Source organism: Pseudomonas graminis, assembly GCF_004364335.1.
GTDB lineage: Bacteria > Pseudomonadota > Gammaproteobacteria > Pseudomonadales > Pseudomonadaceae > Aquipseudomonas > Aquipseudomonas graminis_D.
Genome location: NZ_SOCR01000005.1, coordinates 210260 through 226780 on the forward strand (window position 1 = coordinate 210260; position 16521 = coordinate 226780).

Annotated in this window: 15 protein-coding genes; 6 read left to right on the top strand and 9 right to left on the bottom strand. The window is 61.0% G+C overall.

Going from position 1 to position 16521, the window contains the following annotated elements; all coding sequences use genetic code 11:
• Positions 1 to 191: 191 nt before the first annotated feature.
• Positions 192 to 1112 (bottom strand): LysR substrate-binding domain-containing protein, encoded by a 921-nt coding sequence (locus tag EC919_RS10895; protein WP_133773820.1) that lies wholly within the window; start codon positions 1110 to 1112, stop codon positions 192 to 194.
• Between the two features lie 163 nt (positions 1113 to 1275).
• Here EC919_RS10895 and EC919_RS10900 point away from each other — a divergent pair, with 163 nt between their 5' ends.
• A complete protein-coding gene (locus EC919_RS10900; RefSeq protein WP_133774201.1) occupies positions 1276 to 2658 on the top strand; it encodes a NorM family multidrug efflux MATE transporter in 1383 nt (460 codons plus the stop codon).
• A gap of 169 nt (positions 2659 to 2827) precedes the next feature.
• On the opposite strand, the gene EC919_RS10905 is transcribed toward EC919_RS10900, so the two are convergent.
• Positions 2828 to 4498, bottom strand: coding sequence for a putative bifunctional diguanylate cyclase/phosphodiesterase (locus EC919_RS10905; RefSeq protein WP_133773822.1), 1671 nt, complete (start codon positions 4496 to 4498; stop codon positions 2828 to 2830).
• Positions 4499 to 4699: 201 nt separating this feature from the next.
• Here EC919_RS10905 and rep point away from each other — a divergent pair, with 201 nt between their 5' ends.
• The 4 genes from rep to EC919_RS10925 all read left to right on the top strand — a co-directional run bounded on the left by rep (position 4700) and on the right by EC919_RS10925 (position 9234).
• On the top strand, positions 4700 to 6709 hold the full coding sequence (rep, locus tag EC919_RS10910) for a DNA helicase Rep (protein ID WP_122534146.1): 2010 nt from the start codon (positions 4700 to 4702) through the stop codon (positions 6707 to 6709).
• A gap of 39 nt (positions 6710 to 6748) precedes the next feature.
• Complete coding sequence (locus tag EC919_RS10915) at positions 6749 to 7318, top strand: xanthine phosphoribosyltransferase (protein ID WP_133773824.1); 570 nt, start codon at positions 6749 to 6751, stop codon at positions 7316 to 7318.
• A gap of 133 nt (positions 7319 to 7451) precedes the next feature.
• Positions 7452 to 8336: an MBL fold metallo-hydrolase gene (locus EC919_RS10920; protein ID WP_133773826.1), complete on the top strand. Its 885-nt coding sequence runs from the start codon at positions 7452 to 7454 to the stop codon at positions 8334 to 8336.
• Between the two features lie 82 nt (positions 8337 to 8418).
• Entirely contained in the window at positions 8419 to 9234 is an 816-nt protein-coding gene (locus tag EC919_RS10925; protein ID WP_133773828.1) for a sulfite exporter TauE/SafE family protein, read from the top strand.
• 244 nt (positions 9235 to 9478) lie between these two features.
• On the opposite strand, the gene EC919_RS10930 is transcribed toward EC919_RS10925, so the two are convergent.
• From EC919_RS10930 to dadA, 6 genes are all read right to left on the bottom strand, one after another.
• Positions 9479 to 11401, bottom strand: coding sequence for an acetyl-CoA hydrolase/transferase C-terminal domain-containing protein (locus EC919_RS10930; RefSeq protein ID WP_133773830.1), 1923 nt, complete (start codon positions 11399 to 11401; stop codon positions 9479 to 9481).
• A gap of 106 nt (positions 11402 to 11507) precedes the next feature.
• Positions 11508 to 11810: a DUF2845 domain-containing protein gene (locus tag EC919_RS10935; RefSeq protein WP_133773832.1), complete on the bottom strand. Its 303-nt coding sequence runs from the start codon at positions 11808 to 11810 to the stop codon at positions 11508 to 11510.
• Positions 11811 to 11818: 8 nt separating this feature from the next.
• On the bottom strand, positions 11819 to 12367 hold the full coding sequence (locus EC919_RS10940; protein ID WP_037016647.1) for a cupin domain-containing protein: 549 nt from the start codon (positions 12365 to 12367) through the stop codon (positions 11819 to 11821).
• A 160-nt stretch (positions 12368 to 12527) separates the two neighbouring features.
• Complete coding sequence (alr, locus tag EC919_RS10945; RefSeq protein WP_133773834.1) at positions 12528 to 13601, bottom strand: alanine racemase; 1074 nt, start codon at positions 13599 to 13601, stop codon at positions 12528 to 12530.
• Positions 13602 to 13766: 165 nt separating this feature from the next.
• On the bottom strand, positions 13767 to 14120 hold the full coding sequence (locus EC919_RS10950; protein WP_133773836.1) for a RidA family protein: 354 nt from the start codon (positions 14118 to 14120) through the stop codon (positions 13767 to 13769).
• Positions 14092 to 15393, bottom strand: a complete 1302-nt coding sequence (gene dadA / locus EC919_RS10955; RefSeq protein ID WP_133773838.1) for a D-amino acid dehydrogenase — start codon at positions 15391 to 15393, stop codon at positions 14092 to 14094. The genes EC919_RS10950 and dadA overlap by 29 nt, the downstream gene beginning before the upstream one ends.
• A gap of 154 nt (positions 15394 to 15547) precedes the next feature.
• On the opposite strand from dadA, the gene dadR reads away from it, so the two are divergent.
• The gene (dadR, locus tag EC919_RS10960) at positions 15548 to 16036 is read left to right on the top strand and encodes a transcriptional regulator DadR (RefSeq protein ID WP_065988245.1); all 489 of its coding nucleotides are present in this window, start codon (positions 15548 to 15550) and stop codon (positions 16034 to 16036) included.
• 34 nt (positions 16037 to 16070) lie between these two features.
• Here dadR and EC919_RS10965 read toward each other — a convergent pair whose 3' ends face one another.
• Positions 16071 to 16424, bottom strand: a complete 354-nt coding sequence (locus EC919_RS10965) for a YkgJ family cysteine cluster protein (RefSeq protein WP_133773840.1) — start codon at positions 16422 to 16424, stop codon at positions 16071 to 16073.
• Between the last annotated feature and the right edge of the window lie 97 nt (positions 16425 to 16521).

The following is a 16521-nucleotide window of genomic DNA, read 5'->3' on the forward strand; positions in this document are numbered from 1 at the left end:
CGTCCTGATCTCAGGAACACCATTCGGACGAATTTAATAGAGAGGATCGATGAACCGATTGAGGTGAACGGCTCTGCAATACACCTTCGGCCTACAAAGCAAATACTTGAGTCCTACACCGTTTCAGGACGGAATTAATTCCCTTTTTGGCGGTCCCGCGTCCGCTTTCGACCGGGGAGCACTCCAAGTGCTCACTCCAGAATCGTCACGTCCGGCAACTCCATCGCCTGCACTTCGCCCTGCAAAAAGTCGCTCAGCCGCCGCATACGCTCGCCGCCCGGGCGAGTCTTGGGCCAGACGAGATAGTAGTTTTCGCCGCTGACCACCGCTGTGCGCCACGGCAGGCTGAGTCGACCCTGAGCGACATCCTCCGCCACCATCAGCAGATCGCCCATGGAAACGCCGTAACCGCGAGCCGCTGCGATCATGCCCAGCTCCAACGTGTCGAAGACCTGCCCTCCTTTAAGCGAAACCCGGTCAGACAGATCCATACGTTCCAGCCATCGGCGCCAGTCGCGGCGATCGGGCGTGGGGTGCAGCAGTTCGGCGCCGGCCAGTCGCTCGGCATCCCACGGCGCGTCATCCAGCAGCGTCGGCGCGCCCACAGGAATCAGCCATTCCGGGAACAGGTACGTCGCCTCCCACTCCGGCGGGAAATGCCCATGGCTGAGCAACACCGCGCAATCGAACGGCTCTTGGGTGAAGTCGACGCTGTCGATGTCCATCCACGCGCTGGTGAGTTGCACCTCGTTACCCACCTGCAGATGGCGAAAACGACTCAGCCGCGCCAGCAACCAGCGCATGGTCAGGGTCGATGGGGCCTTCATGCGCAAGATGCCCTCCTCCGCCATCAGCGCGCTGCACGCTCGCTCCAAGGCCGAAAAGCCTTCCCGCACGCCCGGCAGCAATTCCCGCGCGGCCTCGGTGAGCTGCAGATTACGACCATTACGGCGAAACAGGCGGCAGGCAAAATGTTCTTCCAGCGTGCGGATATGCCGACTGACCGCGCTTTGAGTGATCGACAGCTCTTCAGCGGCGCGCGTGAACGAGCTGTGTCGCGCAGCGGCTTCAAACGCGCGCAGGGCATACAGGGGCGGAAGGGTGCGTGACATCGACGGGTATTCCTCAGGCAGTCGGCAACTGAGATCACTCTACTGCAGAAATGGCAGGATGAGTTTTACTCATGCGAGGGATCGGATTTATCCCTTTGTGCATCCCCGCCTGAATCCCCACAATGACCGGCCTGCCAACACCCGCAATCCGAGCACAAAGACCATGCACCAGCACGCCTTCAAAGAACTGTGGATCATCCTGCGTCTGGCCGGGCCGCTGATTGCATCGCAGATGGCGCACATGCTGATGGTGTTCACCGACACCGTGATGATGGGCAAGCTGGGCCCGGAATCCCTTGCCGGTGGCGGGCTGGGCGCAGCCAGCTATAACTTCGTGTCGTTCTTTTGCGTGGGCGTCATGGCCGCCGTTGGCACCCTAGTCGCGATCCGCAAGGGCGCGAATGATCACGCTGGTGTCACTCGCCTGACCCAGGCCGGTTTGTGGCTGGCATGGGGAATGGCGCTGATTGCCGCGCTGATCCTGTGGAACCTCGAACCGATTCTGCTGCAGTTTGGTCAAAACGAAGCCAACGTTCACATGGCCAGCGAATTTCTGATCACGCTGCCATTGGCGCTACCCGGCCTGCTGAGCTTCATGGCTCTGCGCGGCTTCACCAGTGCACTGGGGCGGGCGACCCCGGTAATGGTGATCAGCCTGGTGGGCGTGGCGCTGAACTTCGGGCTCAACTACGCCTTTATCCACGGGCTGTTCGGGCTGCCGCACTGGGGCCTGATGGGCATCGGTCTGGTCACGGCCATTGTCACCAACGCCATGGCCATCGCCCTGGCCCTGCACATTCGTTATCACAGCGCCTACGCGGCGTATCCCCTTCACAAAGAACTGATGAAGCTCTCGCGCAGTTGCCTGAAAGAACTGTGGCGTCTGGGCCTGCCGATTGGTGGCACCTACGCGGTGGAGGTCGGGTTGTTTACGTTTGCGGCGTTCTGCATGGGCGCCATGGGCAGCACCCAGATGGCCGCGCATCAGATCGCCCTGCAATCGGTGTCGATGGCGTTCATGGTTCCCGTCGGGATTTCCTATGCAGTGACCATGCGCATCGGCTTGCACTACGGCGCCGGGAACCTACTGCTGGCGCGCACGGCCGGGCGCATGGGGATTGGTTTCGGCGGCCTGCTGATGCTGTCGTTCGGCATCCTGTTCTGGGTCGCGCCCCATGCCGTCATCGGCTTGTTCGTGGACGTCAACGATCCGAAGTACCAGGGTGTGGTTGAGTTGGCGGTGAAGCTGCTGGCCATCGCCGCCTGGTTCGAGATTCTCGACGGCACACAGACCATCGCCATGGGCGCAATTCGAGGATTCAAGGACGCAAAAACCACGTTCCTGATCGGACTGGCAAGTTACTGGGTGGTCGGCGCGCCGCTGGCGTGGGGCCTCGGCTTTCTGGCTCACGAAGGCGCGGTAGGCGTGTGGTGGGGGTTGGCGATCGGTCTGCTCTGCTCAGCAGTCGCACTGACTTGGGCATTCGAGCGCAAAACCGCGCGGCTGCTGCGTAAAGAGGCAACGGGCGTTGTGGTGATGGGGTAAGCGGCTCAGACCTGCAGGAGCGTGGCTTGTCCCGCGATCTGCCGCGCAGCGGCAGCAAAACAAGCGAGCGCGGTGCATCAGGACAAACGGAGTCGTCAGATTTTTTACGACTGCTGCGCAGCCGATCGCGGGACAAGCCACGCTCCTACGGGCTGTGCACGACTACTCCTTAAATCCCCTGCAGTCCCTTTCTTTGCACCTGATCCATCGCCAGATAATCCATCAGTTCCGGTAACGCCAGCGGGTGACTGATGAGAAAACCTTGAGCCTGGTCGCAGTTGAAGCTGCGCAGCAATGCCAGTTGCTCAGGGGTTTCGACGCCTTCGGCCACCACTTCGAGGCTGAGGTTATGGGCCAGGTTGATCATGGCGTGGACCAGCTTGCGGTTTTCCTCACGTTGCTCCATTTCGCCGACGAAGCTCTTGTCGATCTTCAGCAGCGTGATGGGCAGGCTGTTGAGGTGCACGAAAGATGAAAACCCGGTGCCGAAATCGTCCAGCGAGAAGCGCACACCCAGCCGGCCCAGCGCGTCCATGGTCTGTTTGACCAGGTCACTGCGGCGCATGACGGCTGTTTCGGTGAGTTCAAATTCCAGCCATTGCGCGTCAATGCCCCGATCGGCGATCAAGCGGCTGAGCGTTGCGAGCAACTGGTTGTCCTGAAACTGGCGGAATGACAGGTTGATCGCCATGTGCAGCGGCGGTACGCCTTTCTCGCGTAACGCCTGCATGTCCCGCAGGGCCCGGGCGATGACCCAATAACCCAGGGGTACGATCAGCCCGCTTTGCTCGGCCAGCGGCACAAACTCACTCGGCGGTAGCAAACCGCGTTCAGCGTGGCGCCAGCGCACCAGTGCCTCCAGCCCCAGAATGTGCCCGGTATTCAGGCACAGGCGCGGCTGGTAATGCAGCTCCAGCTCATCGCGACGCAAGGCCCGGCGCAGTTCACTTTCCAGGTCGGCGAGGCTGCGGGCGTTGCGGTTGATGCGTTCGTTGAAGACGTGAAAGGTACAGCCTTGCGTGCCCTTGGCCTGCTGCATGGCGATGTGCGCATGCCACATCAGTGGATCGGCGCCGCCGTTGAGGCGGGCATAGGCGATGCCCAGGCTGCAGCCGATCAACAAGCTTTCGCCATCGACCCAGTACGGTTCGGACAGGGCTTCGGTGATGCGCTCGGCAATGGACTCCGCGCGCTCAGGGGCGCGTCGAGTGTCGATCAGCAGGGCGAATTCATCGCTGCCCAATCGCGCCAGTTGATCACACGCCTCCAGCTGGCCTTTCAGCCGCGCCACCACTTGCAGGATCAGCCGATCCCCCGCCTGATGCCCCAGCGCGTCGTTCGCACGCCGGAAGTTGTCCAGGTCGAGATGCCCCAACGCCAAGCCACGACCATCGAACTCAGCCAGCCGGGCGGCCAACAGCGTCTGAAAGCCCTGTCGGTTGGCGATACCGGTCAGAGGGTCCTGCTCGGCGAGGCGATTGAGTGTGGTTTCCAGCACGCCCCGTTCGCGCACATGCCGCAAACAACGGCGCAAGGCCTGCGGGGTGAGCGCATCACGCACCAGCCAGTCGCTGACGCCGACGGGTTCTTCGTCAGGCTCTGTGTCGAAAAGCAATACGGTGGGCCAGTTGCATTGGCCGGCGGCGGGCTGAAGGGCTTCAGTGGTGAAAAGGATTCCGGGGGCCGCGAGGTCTGTGTGGTCGCCAACAGCGTCCCAGCTCGGCGCGCAGTCAAGGACGGCGACGTTTCCGAGCGGCGCCAGGCACTCGCGCAACGATGCCGGCCATTCGGGCGAGTCCGCCAAAAGCAGCAAACGCAAGGGTTCGACAGGCGTAGACAAGCTAACTCCCCACACAAACGTATAGAACTTGGCGCACCCCCGAACGGGGGTCGTCAAACGCGAGAATCATCCGCAATACGCAAATGTAACAAAACGGCGAAATATAGATAGCGCGGCGCATCACAGTGTCGGACGGTGGCTGCACAATCCGCTGACCCTGTTAAAATGCCCGCCCTTTTCAAAGCGACCCCATTTTTCCCCATGTCCCGACTCAATCCCCGGCAACAGGAAGCCGTGAACTACGTCGGCGGCCCTCTTTTGGTGCTCGCCGGCGCAGGCTCCGGCAAGACCAGCGTGATCACACGCAAGATTGCCCACCTCATCCAGAACTGCGGCATCCGTGCCCAGTACATCGTCGCCATGACCTTTACCAACAAGGCAGCGCGGGAGATGAAAGAGCGCGTCGGGACCCTGTTGCGCGCTGGCGAAGGGCGCGGACTGACCGTTTCGACGTTCCACAACCTGGGCCTGAACATCATCCGCAAGGAACACGCCCGGTTGGGCTACAAGCCCGGGTTCTCGATCTTCGACGAGACCGACGTCAAGGCGCTGATGACCGACATCATGCAGAAGGAATACTCGGGCGACGACGGCGTCGACGAGATCAAGAACATGATCGGCGCCTGGAAAAACGAACTGATCCTGCCACCCGAGGCCCTCGCCAATTCCCGCAACCCTAAGGAGCAGACCGCCGCCATCGTCTACAGCCATTACCAGCGCACGCTGAAGGCGTACAACGCGGTGGATTTCGACGACTTGATTCTGCTGCCGGTGAAGTTGTTCGAAGAGCACGCCGACATTCTGGAAAAGTGGCAGCACAAGGTGCGCTACCTGCTCGTCGACGAATACCAGGACACCAACGCCAGCCAGTACCTGCTGGTGAAGATGCTCATCGGCACGCGCTGCCAGTTCACCGTTGTGGGTGACGACGACCAGTCGATCTACGCCTGGCGCGGCGCGCGGCCGGAAAACCTGATGCTGCTCAAGGACGATTACCCGTCGTTGAAAGTGGTGATGCTGGAGCAGAACTACCGCTCCACCAGCCGCATCTTGCGCTGCGCCAACGTGCTGATCGCCAACAACCCTCATGCGTTCGAGAAGCAGCTGTGGAGCGAGATGGGCCACGGCGACGAAATCCGCGTCATTCGCTGCAAGAACGAAGACGCCGAAGCCGAGCGCGTGGCCATCGAAATTCTCAGCCTGCATCTGCGCACCGACCGGCCGTACAGCGATTTTGCGATCCTCTATCGCGGTAACTATCAGGCCAAACTGATCGAGCTGAAGCTGCAGCACCATCAGATTCCGTATCGGCTGTCCGGGGGCAACAGCTTCTTCGGACGCCAGGAAGTGAAGGACCTGATGGCCTACTTTCGCCTGCTGGTGAACCCGGATGATGACAACGCCTTCCTGCGCGTGATCAACGTGCCGCGCCGGGAAATCGGCTCGACCACCCTTGAAAAGCTGGGCAACTACTCAACAGAGCGCAAGGTGTCGATGTACGCAGCGACCGACGAGATCGGTCTGGGCGAGCATCTGGATGCCCGCTTCACCGACCGCCTCAGACGCTTCAAGCACTGGATGGACGGCGTGCGCCAGCAATGCGCGACGCAGGACCCGATTGCCGCTCTGCGCAGCATGGTCATGGACATCGATTACGAAAACTGGATTCGTCAGAACAGCTCCAGCGACAAGGCTGCCGACTACCGCATGGGCAATGTGTGGTTCCTGATCGAGGCGCTGAAAAACACGCTGGAGAAAGACGAAGAAGGCGGCATGACCATTGAGGAGGCCATCGGCAAACTGGTCTTGCGTGACATGCTGGAACGTCAGCAGGAAGAGGAAGACGGCGCCGAAGGCGTGCAGATGATGACGCTGCACGCCTCCAAGGGGCTGGAGTTTCCGTACGTGTTCATCATGGGCATGGAAGAGGAAATCCTCCCGCACCGCTCCAGCATCGAGGCCGACACCATCGAAGAAGAACGCCGCCTGGCCTACGTGGGCATCACCCGCGCGCGGCAGACGCTGGCGTTCACCTTTGCGGCCAAGCGCAAGCAGTACGGCGAAATCATCGATTGCCTGCCGAGCCGGTTTCTCGACGAACTGCCACCGGACGATCTCGCCTGGGAAGGCAACGATGACACGCCCGTTGAAGTCAAAGCCGTACGCGGCAATACAGCCCTGGCGGACATACGCGCCATGTTGAAAAGATAACGTTCATTTCGCGCACATCGCGCTCTGAGGACCACCCACGTGGAAGCACTGCACAAGAAAATTCGCGAAGAAGGCATCGTGCTTTCCGATCAGGTACTGAAGGTCGACGCGTTTCTCAACCACCAGATCGACCCGGTGCTGATGCAGCAGATCGGCGACGAATTCGCCTCGCTGTTCGCAGGCTCCGGCATCACCAAGATCGTCACCATCGAGGCATCGGGTATCGCCCCTGCGGTCATGACCGGCCTGAAAATGGGCGTTCCGGTGATCTTCGCGCGCAAGCATCAGTCGCTGACTCTGACTGAAAACATGTTTTCCGCGTCGGTGTATTCGTTTACCAAACAGACCGAAAGCACCATCGCCATTTCGACCCGCCACCTGAACAGCAGCGATCGGGTGCTGATCATCGACGACTTCCTGGCCAACGGTAAGGCGTCCCAGGCGTTGATCTCAATCATCAAGCAGGCAGGCGCCACCGTCGCCGGGCTGGGTATCGTGATCGAGAAGTCGTTCCAGGGCGGCCGCGCCGAGCTGGACGGTCAGGGCTATCGTGTAGAGTCACTGGCGCGTGTGCAGTCGTTGAAAGATGGCGTTGTGACCTTCGTTTGATACTCAACGCCTGCATTTGACACGCCGCACTTCCTGTAGGAGCGCGCTTGCCCGCGAAGACGACGTCACCGTCAACCTCCGCCTGACAGACAAAAGCGCAACATCCCTGCATCGGCAACAAAGGAGAGCAAACATGATCATTGGCGAAAAACTGAGCGTAGAGGCGTTCTTCGATCCGCAGACCTCGACCATCAGTTACCTGGTCATTGACCGCTCTACGCTTCAAGCCGCGCTGATCGACAGCGTGCTGGATTACGACCCGAAATCCGGGCGCACCAGCACGCAGTCCGCAGACAAGCTGATCGACAGGGTTCGCGAGCAGGGCGTGTCGGTGCAGTGGATTCTGGAAACCCACGTCCACGCCGATCACGTCTCGGCGGCGGCCTACCTGAAAGAACAGCTCGGCGGCACCGTCGCCATTGGCAGCCACATCACCCGCGTGCAAAAAGTCTTCGGCACGCTGTTCAACGCCAAAGGCGACTTTGCCCGGGACGGCAGCCAGTTCGACCGGCTGCTGGAAGATGACGCGCACTTTCAGATCGGCACGCTGCAGGCCAGAGCCATGCACACCCCTGGCCATACACCAGCGTGCATGACGTACGTGATCGAAGCGGGCAACGAAGCCGTGGCGTTTGTCGGCGATACGCTGTTCATGCCCGACTACGGCACCGCCCGTTGCGACTTCCCGGGTGCCGATGCGCGCACGCTGTATCGCTCGGTCGGCCGGATTCTCAGCCTGCCGCCGCAGACACGCCTGTTCATGTGCCACGACTACCTGCCGAACGGCCGTGAGCTGATGTTCATGACCACCGTCGCCGAGCAACGCGCCAGCAACATCCATGTGCGCGAAGGCATCGACGAGGACGCCTTCGTTGAGATGCGCGAGAAGCGCGACGCCACCCTCGACATGCCGATGCTGATTCTGCCTTCGGTGCAGATCAACATGCGCGGCGGCCATTTACCGGAGGCGGAAGACAACGGCGTGCGCTACCTGAAGGTCCCGATCAATGCGCTGTGATGCCTGCCGAGCGCGCCGATCCAGCGCGCTCACATACTGAACAGCCACCTCCTGACAGACCTACGGGACTTGCTCACTTAACATGAATGAACACGAACTGATCGGAGCCGGCCTCGGTACGATCATCGGCGGGGTGTTGGGACTGACAGGCGCGGGTGGCGGCATTCTTGCGGTGCCGCTTTTGGTTTTCGGGCTGGGTTTGACGATGATTGAAGCTGCGCCGGTGGGCCTTCTGGCCGTCGGGCTGGCTTCGGCCGTCGGTGCAGCGCTTGGGCTGCGCCAGGGCATCGTCCGTTACCGCGCGGCCATTTTCATCGCGATCATTGGCATCGCATTGTCCCCGGTAGGCCTGTGGCTGGCGCATCAACTGCCCAATGCGCCGCTGGCGGTGGGGTTTGCGCTGATTCTTTTTTATGTGTGCGGGCGGATCTACCGCAAAGCCGCTCACGAGTTGCGCCACGGCAAGCCGCCGGATCGAGGGGCATTCAGGCCCTGTGTGGTCAATCCGCTGGTGGGTCGGCTGCGCTGGACCCTGCCGTGCGCACGCTCACTGGCAGCGACCGGCGCCTTGGCCGGGCTGCTATCGGGCTTGCTCGGTGTGGGCGGCGGCTTTGTCATCGTGCCGGCATTGACCCGCTACACGGACCTTGAAATGAAGAGCATCGTCGCCACGTCGCTGGCGGTGATCGCTTTGGTTTCGACGGGGAGCGTGATCACGGCCAGCGTCAGCGGCGCAATGCACTGGTCAGTGGGGCTGCCGTTTGCCGCCGGGGCCGTCGCTGGACTGATGGCCGGCAGACAGGTAAGCCGCTATCTGGCCGGCCCGAGATTGCAGCAGTTGTTTGCGGTCAGTGGCTTCTTCGCCGCTGTATTGCTGGTGATTAAAACCCTCAGTTAAGCGGATGCAGTTCACGAAGAAGGTGGATCTGTCACCTCAGTGTTGCCTGATCCAACGCGTTTCGCGGGCAAGCGCGCTCCTACAGGTTCGTGGCGTGCCCGACATCTGCATCGGACGCAAATCCCCTGTAGGAGCAATCGGAGGTTACGACGGTCGCGAACGCGGTGGGTCTGTCACACCCAGGCTGCCTGACACACCCCATTCGCGAGCAAGCTCACGCCTACATTCCAAAGAAGCATCGGACCTAAGCCGTGGCCTGCAACCCCGCCAACACCAGCCGCTGATACAGCTCTTCTCGCAACCCCTGCGGATGATCGAGGCCCATGCGCTGCAAGTGCTCCGGATACGCGCTCGCGTCAGGGGCTTCCAGCGTGGCCTTGCCCAGCTCGATGATTTCCGTGAGCTTGAACTTGCTCTTCAACCAGTTCAGCGCGCGCAGCAGATCGCGCTCTTCCGCCGTAAAATCACTGCCCAGCGGGTATTCGATGAACAGCGACGGGAACTGGTTACGGATGTGCTTCAACCGCTCGGGCGTGTTCTGGCTAAACAGCGGATCAAGGCGGAAATCCTTGGGCAGCTTGCCGGCCTTTTGCGCCTGATCGATCAGACCCGGCTGGAAGCGTGAATCACTGATGTTCAGCAGCGCCTCGATCACAGCAGAGTCGGTCTTGCCACGTAGGTCGGCAATGCCGTATTCAGTGACGACGATGTCACGCAAATGCCTGGGGATCGTCGCGTGCGCATAGTCCCAGACGATGTTGGAGCTGACCTCCCCGCCCGATTCACGCCAGCTGCGCAGGATCAGCACTGACCGTGCGCCCTCCAGTGCATGGCCCTGAGCGACGAAGTTGTACTGCCCGCCAACACCGCTGACCACCCGGCCATCGGCCAACTGATCCGAAACCGCTGCACCCAGCAAGGTGACAGTGAAACAACTGTTGATGAATCGCGCATCACGCCGTTGCAGGCGCTTGAGGGTTTCGTTGCCGTAAAGCTCGTTGATGTAGCTGATCGCAGTCATGTCGATCTGCGCGATCTGCGCTGGCGTGAACTCCCGCAGCCGATCGTAGAAACTGCGCGGGCCGAGAAAGAAGCCGCCGTGAATCAACACGCCGTCATCATAAACCGACTCGTCGAGCAACCCGTCGTTGGCCATTTGCTGCAGTTCGACGTCGGCGTACACCTTGCGCCGGATGATCCCTGCGTCCAGCAGCACCAGCAGGCCGTTGATCAGCATTTCGCTGCAGCCATAAAGCCCGGTGGCGAAGGGCATCACCCCGCCATGCGCCTCGATCAACGGCTTCCAGGTCGAGATGCCGTCCAGCTCGGCCAGGCACGCGCGGTAGGTTTCGTTATCGGCTTGACGCGCAAGCAAGGCGGCGGTGAGGGCGTCGCCCATCGAACCGATGCCGATCTGTAACGTGCCGCCATCGCGCACCAGCGTGCTCGCGTACAAGCCAATGAAATGATCCTGGATACCGACCGGCATGTTCGGCGTCGAGAACAACGTGCTGCGCTCTTCGTGCTCGATGAGCAGGTCGAAGGTATCGACGCTGACCTCGGCATCGCCCTGCATGTACGGCAAATCCGAGTGGACATGGCCAAGCATCAGAATGCGCTCGCCCGCCGCGCGGCGTTTTTCCACAAGGGGCAGCAGGTCGAGGGTGATGTCGGGGTTGCAGCTCAGGCTGAGGTGATCAGGCCGTTGCGGGTCGCGGGCGATCAGCTGCGCGATCAGATTCAGGCCGTTGGCATTGATGTCCCGCGCAGCGTGGCTGTAATTACTGCTGACGTAATCCTGCTGCGCTTCAACGCTGCCGAGCAGGCTGCCAGGCTGCATGAAGAACTGCTGGACGTGAATGTTGGGCGCAAGGTCGTCGCGGCGCAGATCGGTGAGGAAATCCAGTTCCGGGTAATCGTCGAAGACGCGCTCCAGAAAGGGCTCCAGAAACCGTCCCTGCAAACCGTCACCACTATCGGGCCGGCCGAGGCATAGGGCGGTATAGATGGTCAGTTGCCGATCAGGCAGCGATTTGATTCGGGCATACAACGCGTTGGCAAAGCGATTGGGTTTGCCCAACCCCAGCGGCATACCCATATGAACATGCGCCGGCAACTCGGCCAGCACGTGATCGACAGCTTGCTCGATCGAGCAGGAATGCGGCATCCGGCCTCTCCTGATTTTGTTATTTGATGGGGGTTGGACCGGGCCTCAGGGCGATTTGCTGCATTGCGCCGCTGGCGCCCTCACACAACGACTGCCAGCCGGCGACTCAATCCCGCCTCGTCTCAATTTCTACCAGCTTGTCCTCGATAAATCGCAGGTGTTGTCTAGCGCCGTTGCGAGGGCCGTACACCCACAAACTGACCTTCGCAGTGCCGAGCTTCGGAACCCCGTTGCTCCTGAGCGCAGGCATTTGATCGACACTGCTGTCAGGCGCTCCGCACTTCTGGCGGACCACATCGGCGGTGTCCCCCAGACTGATAAGCGCCGTGCCGCAGCGCATGGTCGCGTCAGCCGTATCGGCGAAGAGCAAGACGGCCAGCCCGAGGAAGATCAGTTTTCGGTTAATCATGTCACTGATCAGAAATTCGCCGGCGTGGCCGCGCTGATGAGTCGCGCAGGAACGTCGAACGGGTTGCGAAAGCGATGGGGTCGGGAGCTCTCGAAGTAGTAACTGTCGCCCTCTTCAAGCACGTAGGTATCCAGACCAACCACGAGTTCAAGACGGCCCTCGACCAGAATCCCGGTCTCCTCGCCCTCGTGCACGAGCATCTCGACACCCGTGTCGGCACCCGGCGGGTAGACCTCGGAAAGGAACGCAATGGCACGGCTCGGATGGGATTTGCCGACCAGTTTCATGGTCACGGCACCGTCCGAGATATCGATCAGTTCGCTGGCTTTATAGACCACTTGGGTCGGATTTTCGGGTTCGAGTTCTTCGGAAAAGAACTCCACCATGGACATCGGTATGCCGCCCAGCACCTTGCGCAACGAGCTGATCGAGGGGCTGACGCTGTTCTTCTCGATCATGGAGATGGTGCTGTTGGTCACGCCCGCTCGTTTGGCGAGTTCACGCTGGGACAGACCTTTGAGTTTACGAATGGATTGCAGTCGTTCACCGACGTCCAATGCGGGAGTCCTCCTGATAATCAAGTTGGGTCAAGTGGCCGCCATCATGGCAACAGCGTTCAGTATTTACAACACTTGAGCCCATGGCCGGATCAGCAAAGGGACTGGCGGCCGTGACTGGCCGCGAAGGAGTGGTTTGCAGGGGATTGGCGAGCGGCGATCAGGCCCCGGTATAGAGCCTCGGCACGCGTTTTAGATTGCACAGAATCTGGTACGGGATCATGCCCGCGCTGGCCGCAAGGTCGCTGATGAGGATGTTCTTGCCCCACAACTCGACACGGCTGCCCAGCCCTGCGCCCGGCACGTCGGTGAGGTCGACGCAGAGCATGTCCATCGACACACGCCCGAGCAACTGGCTGCGATGACCGTCGACCATCACGGGGGTGCCGGTGGGCGCCTGGCGCGGGTAGCCGTCGGCGTAGCCCATCGCGACCACACCGATGCGCATGTTGCGCTCGGCGACGAATGTACCGCCGTAGCCCACTGGCTCACCGACTGGCAGGTCACGCACGCAGATGACACGGGACTCCAGGGTCATCACCGGCTGCAAACGATCGGCGACCGATTGCGACTGATCAAACGGCGTCGCGCCGTAGAGCATGATCCCTGGACGCACCCAGTCACTCGGCACGCTGGGCCAGCCCATGACGGCGGGGGAATTGCGCAGGCTGACTTCAGCGGCCAACCCTGTACGCGCCGATTGAAAAATCGCCACTTGCTCTTCGGTGCGCACGCTGTCGAGTTCGTCGGCGCGGGCGAAGTGGGTCATCAGGACGATCTTCGCGGCCTTGCCGCTGTTCAGCAGCCGCTGATGCGCCGCCTGAAAATCCGCAGGGTGAATGCCGACGCGGTGCATGCCCGAATCCATCTTCAGCCATACGTTCAGCGGCCTGCCGAGGGCGGTTTGCTCGATGGCATCGAGTTGCCAAAGGGAATGCACCACGCACCAGAAATCATGCTCGACGATCAGTGCCAGTTCGTCGGCCTCGAAAAAACCTTCCAGCAGCAGAATCGGAGCGTTGATCCCGGCCTGACGCAGCTCCAGCGCTTCTTCGATGCACGCCACGGCAAAGCCGTCGGCCTCGGATTCCAGCGCCTGCGCAACCCGCACCGCGCCGTGGCCGTAGGCATCGGCCTTGATGACGGCAAGCGCCTGGGCGCCAGCGGTGTCGCGCGCCAATTGATAGTTGTGGCGCAAGGCTTGAAGATCGATGAGGGCGCGGGCTGGACGCATGGCGGGGCTTCTTGGTCAGGGTTTCGGAATCTGTAGGAGCGCGCTTGCCCGCGAAAGATGGGGCAGCTGCATCACGTCGCCTGATACACCGCGATCGCGGGCAAGCGCGCTTCTACAAGAACGATGTTGCGTAAGGTTTCAGCGGCACACGGGCGTGCAAATGAGCTACGGCAGCGCCGCAACCACCGACAGCTCAACCAGAATCTCAGGCTCGCAAAGCCTGGCTTCAACCGTCGCGCGGGCGGGGGCAAGGCCTCTCGGCAGCCATTTGTCCCAGACGCTGTTCATGCCGGCAAAGTGCGCGTCGATGTCCTTAAGGTAAATCGTCACCGACAGGATGCGAGTCTTGTCGGTACCGGCCAGGTCCAGCAATCGCTCGATGTTGTGGAGCGTCTCGCGGGTCTGTTGCTCGATCCCCGCGGCCATGTCGTCGCCCACTTGCCCGGCAAGGTAAACGGTGCCGTTATGAACGACCAACTGGCTCATGCGCTCATTGGTGAGCTGGCGCTGGATGGACATGTTTTGCGATCTCCTTGGAACTGCCGTAACGAGAAATATCGAGGCCTTCAGCGCTGATTTGTGGCGTTTTACGTGCGATCAGGTCAGCCAGCAATCTGCCTGATCCACAGGCCATCGTCCAACCCAATGTGCCGTGACCGGTGTTCAGGAACAGATTGCGATACGGCGTTGCGCCCACGATAGGCGTGCCGTCTGGCGTGGTCGGGCGCAGACCGGTCCAGAAGCTGGCCTGCTGCAGGTCGCCGCCGTGAGGATAGAGATCGTTGACGATCATATCGAGCGTCTCGCGGCGACGAGGATTTAGCGACAGGTCGAAGCCGGCGATCTCGGCCATGCCACCCACGCGAATGCGGTTGTCGAAGCGCGTAATCGCGACCTTGTAGGTCTCGTCGAGAATGGTCGACGTCGGCGCCATTGCCGGGTTGGTGATCGGCACCGTCAGCGAGTAGCCCTTGAGCGGATAAACCGGCGCCTTGATGCCAAGCGGCTTGAGCAGTTGCGGCGAGTAGCTGCCCAGCGCCAGAACATAGCGGTCAGCCGTTTCGAGCTTGCCGTTGATGCGCACGCCGTTGATGGTGTCACCGGCGAAATCAATGGACTCAATGGACTGGCCGAAGCGGAACTCAACGCCCAGCTTCACGCACATCTCGGCCAGACGCGTGGTGAACAGCTGGCAGTCGCCGGTCTGATCGTTCGGCAGGCGCAGTGCGCCGCTGAGGATGTTGCTGACGCTGGCCAACGCCGGCTCGACCCGGGCAATGCCTTCACGGTCGAGCACTTCATACGGCACGCCGGCCTGTTCTAGAACGGCGATGTCCTTGGCGGCGTTATCCAGCTGCTCCTGAGTGCGGAACAACTGGGTCGTGCCGAGGCTGCGGCCTTCGTAGGCAATGCCGGTCTCGGCACGCAGCTCATCGAGGCAGTCGCGGCTGTATTCGGAGAGGCGAACCATGCGCTCTTTGTTGACCGCATACCGGTTCTGGGTGCAGTTGCGCAACATCTGCGCCATCCATAGGTACTGGTCGATATCGCCTGTCGCCTTGATGGCCAGCGGCGCATGGCGCTGCAGCAACCATTTGAGCGCCTTGAGCGGCACACCCGGCGCGGCCCATGGCGAGGCGTAGCCCGGCGAGACCTGCCCGGCGTTGGCGAAACTGGTTTCCATAGCCGCGGCCGGTTGACGGTCCACGACCGTCACCTCGAAGCCTGCACGCGCCAGATAGTACGCACTGGTGGTACCGATTACGCCACTTCCAAGGACCAGAACGCGCATGTTGATTCCCTCATCGCGGATATCCGCTGACGTTTTCAAGTTTTAAGCAAGGATGTGCGCAGTATAAAAAGGCCCGAGCAGTGCTTTTGACTATATAAACGCCTATATTCGGCATTTCTTCCCGGCAACCGACGCTTTGGCAGAGGGCTTATCAATGCGCACCCAACACCAGTCCAAACGCGAGCTGGACAAGATTGATCGCAATATCTTGCGCATCCTGCAAAACGATGGCCGGATCTCCTTCACCGAACTGGGCGAACGCGTCGGATTGTCTACCACGCCGTGCACAGAACGGGTCCGGCGTCTGGAGCGTGAAGGCATCATCATGGGCTACAACGCCCGCCTCAATCCGCAGAACCTCAAGGCCAGCTTGTTGGTGTTTGTCGAGATCAGCCTGGACTACAAGTCCGGCGACACCTTTGAAGAATTCCGCCGCGCGGTGCTCAAACTGCCCCATGTGCTGGAGTGCCACTTGGTGTCAGGGGATTTCGACTATCTGGTGAAAGCGCGGATTTCCGAGATGGCGTCGTACCGCAAGCTGCTGGGCGACATCCTGCTCAAGCTGCCCCACGTGCGGGAGTCCAAGAGCTATATCGTGATGGAAGAGGTGAAGGAGAGTTTGTGTTTGCCGATTCCGGAATAAGGGTCTTTAGCTGATTCAATAAATCGGATCGCCGTTAAACCAGCACCTGCCGCGTCGAGGCGATGAACTCATGCACCTGCTTCTCGGCGCGAGGGTGAATCAGGACATCAGGGCGGCGGCCATTGGGGCACGGCAGGGTTTTCGTGGTGCCAAACAGACGGCAGATCAGCGGGCGCTCGTCATACACCGTGCAGCCGTTGGGCCCCAGGTGTACGCAGTTCAGCTCGTTGAGCGCCTCTTCTTGCTCGGCTGGCGTCTTGCGCGGCAAACGCGACATTTCTTCGGATGACGTGGTCACCGGCCCACAGCAGTCGTGGCACCCCGGGACGCATTCGAACGACGGAATCTGCCGCCGCAGATCGCGGATTTTCTCGCTGTTACAGCCCATGGCGGCAGTTTCCCCTGTGAAAGATGGTGATTGTGCCCCAGTGCCACTGCGACTGACACCCGGGTGATCATCCGCGGGCATTTTCTTGCCCGGCCAC

Excerpts from the sequence above, each read along its gene's own strand:
- EC919_RS10895 (WP_133773820.1), bottom strand. The coding sequence starts at position 1,112 with ATGTCACGCACCCTTCCGCCCCTGTATGCCCTGCGCGCGTTTGAAGCC.
- EC919_RS10900 (WP_133774201.1), top strand. The coding sequence starts at position 1,276 with ATGCACCAGCACGCCTTCAAAGAACTGTGGATCATCCTGCGTCTGGCC.
- rep (WP_122534146.1), top strand. The coding sequence starts at position 4,700 with ATGTCCCGACTCAATCCCCGGCAACAGGAAGCCGTGAACTACGTCGGC.
- EC919_RS10920 (WP_133773826.1), top strand. The coding sequence starts at position 7,452 with ATGATCATTGGCGAAAAACTGAGCGTAGAGGCGTTCTTCGATCCGCAG.
- EC919_RS10925 (WP_133773828.1), top strand. The coding sequence starts at position 8,419 with ATGAATGAACACGAACTGATCGGAGCCGGCCTCGGTACGATCATCGGC.
- EC919_RS10930 (WP_133773830.1), bottom strand. The coding sequence starts at position 11,401 with ATGCCGCATTCCTGCTCGATCGAGCAAGCTGTCGATCACGTGCTGGCC.
- EC919_RS10935 (WP_133773832.1), bottom strand. The coding sequence starts at position 11,810 with ATGATTAACCGAAAACTGATCTTCCTCGGGCTGGCCGTCTTGCTCTTC.
- alr (WP_133773834.1), bottom strand. The coding sequence starts at position 13,601 with ATGCGTCCAGCCCGCGCCCTCATCGATCTTCAAGCCTTGCGCCACAAC.
- EC919_RS10950 (WP_133773836.1), bottom strand. The coding sequence starts at position 14,120 with ATGTCCATCCAGCGCCAGCTCACCAATGAGCGCATGAGCCAGTTGGTC.
- dadA (WP_133773838.1), bottom strand. The coding sequence starts at position 15,393 with ATGCGCGTTCTGGTCCTTGGAAGTGGCGTAATCGGTACCACCAGTGCG.
- dadR (WP_065988245.1), top strand. The coding sequence starts at position 15,548 with ATGCGCACCCAACACCAGTCCAAACGCGAGCTGGACAAGATTGATCGC.
- EC919_RS10965 (WP_133773840.1), bottom strand. The coding sequence starts at position 16,424 with ATGGGCTGTAACAGCGAGAAAATCCGCGATCTGCGGCGGCAGATTCCG.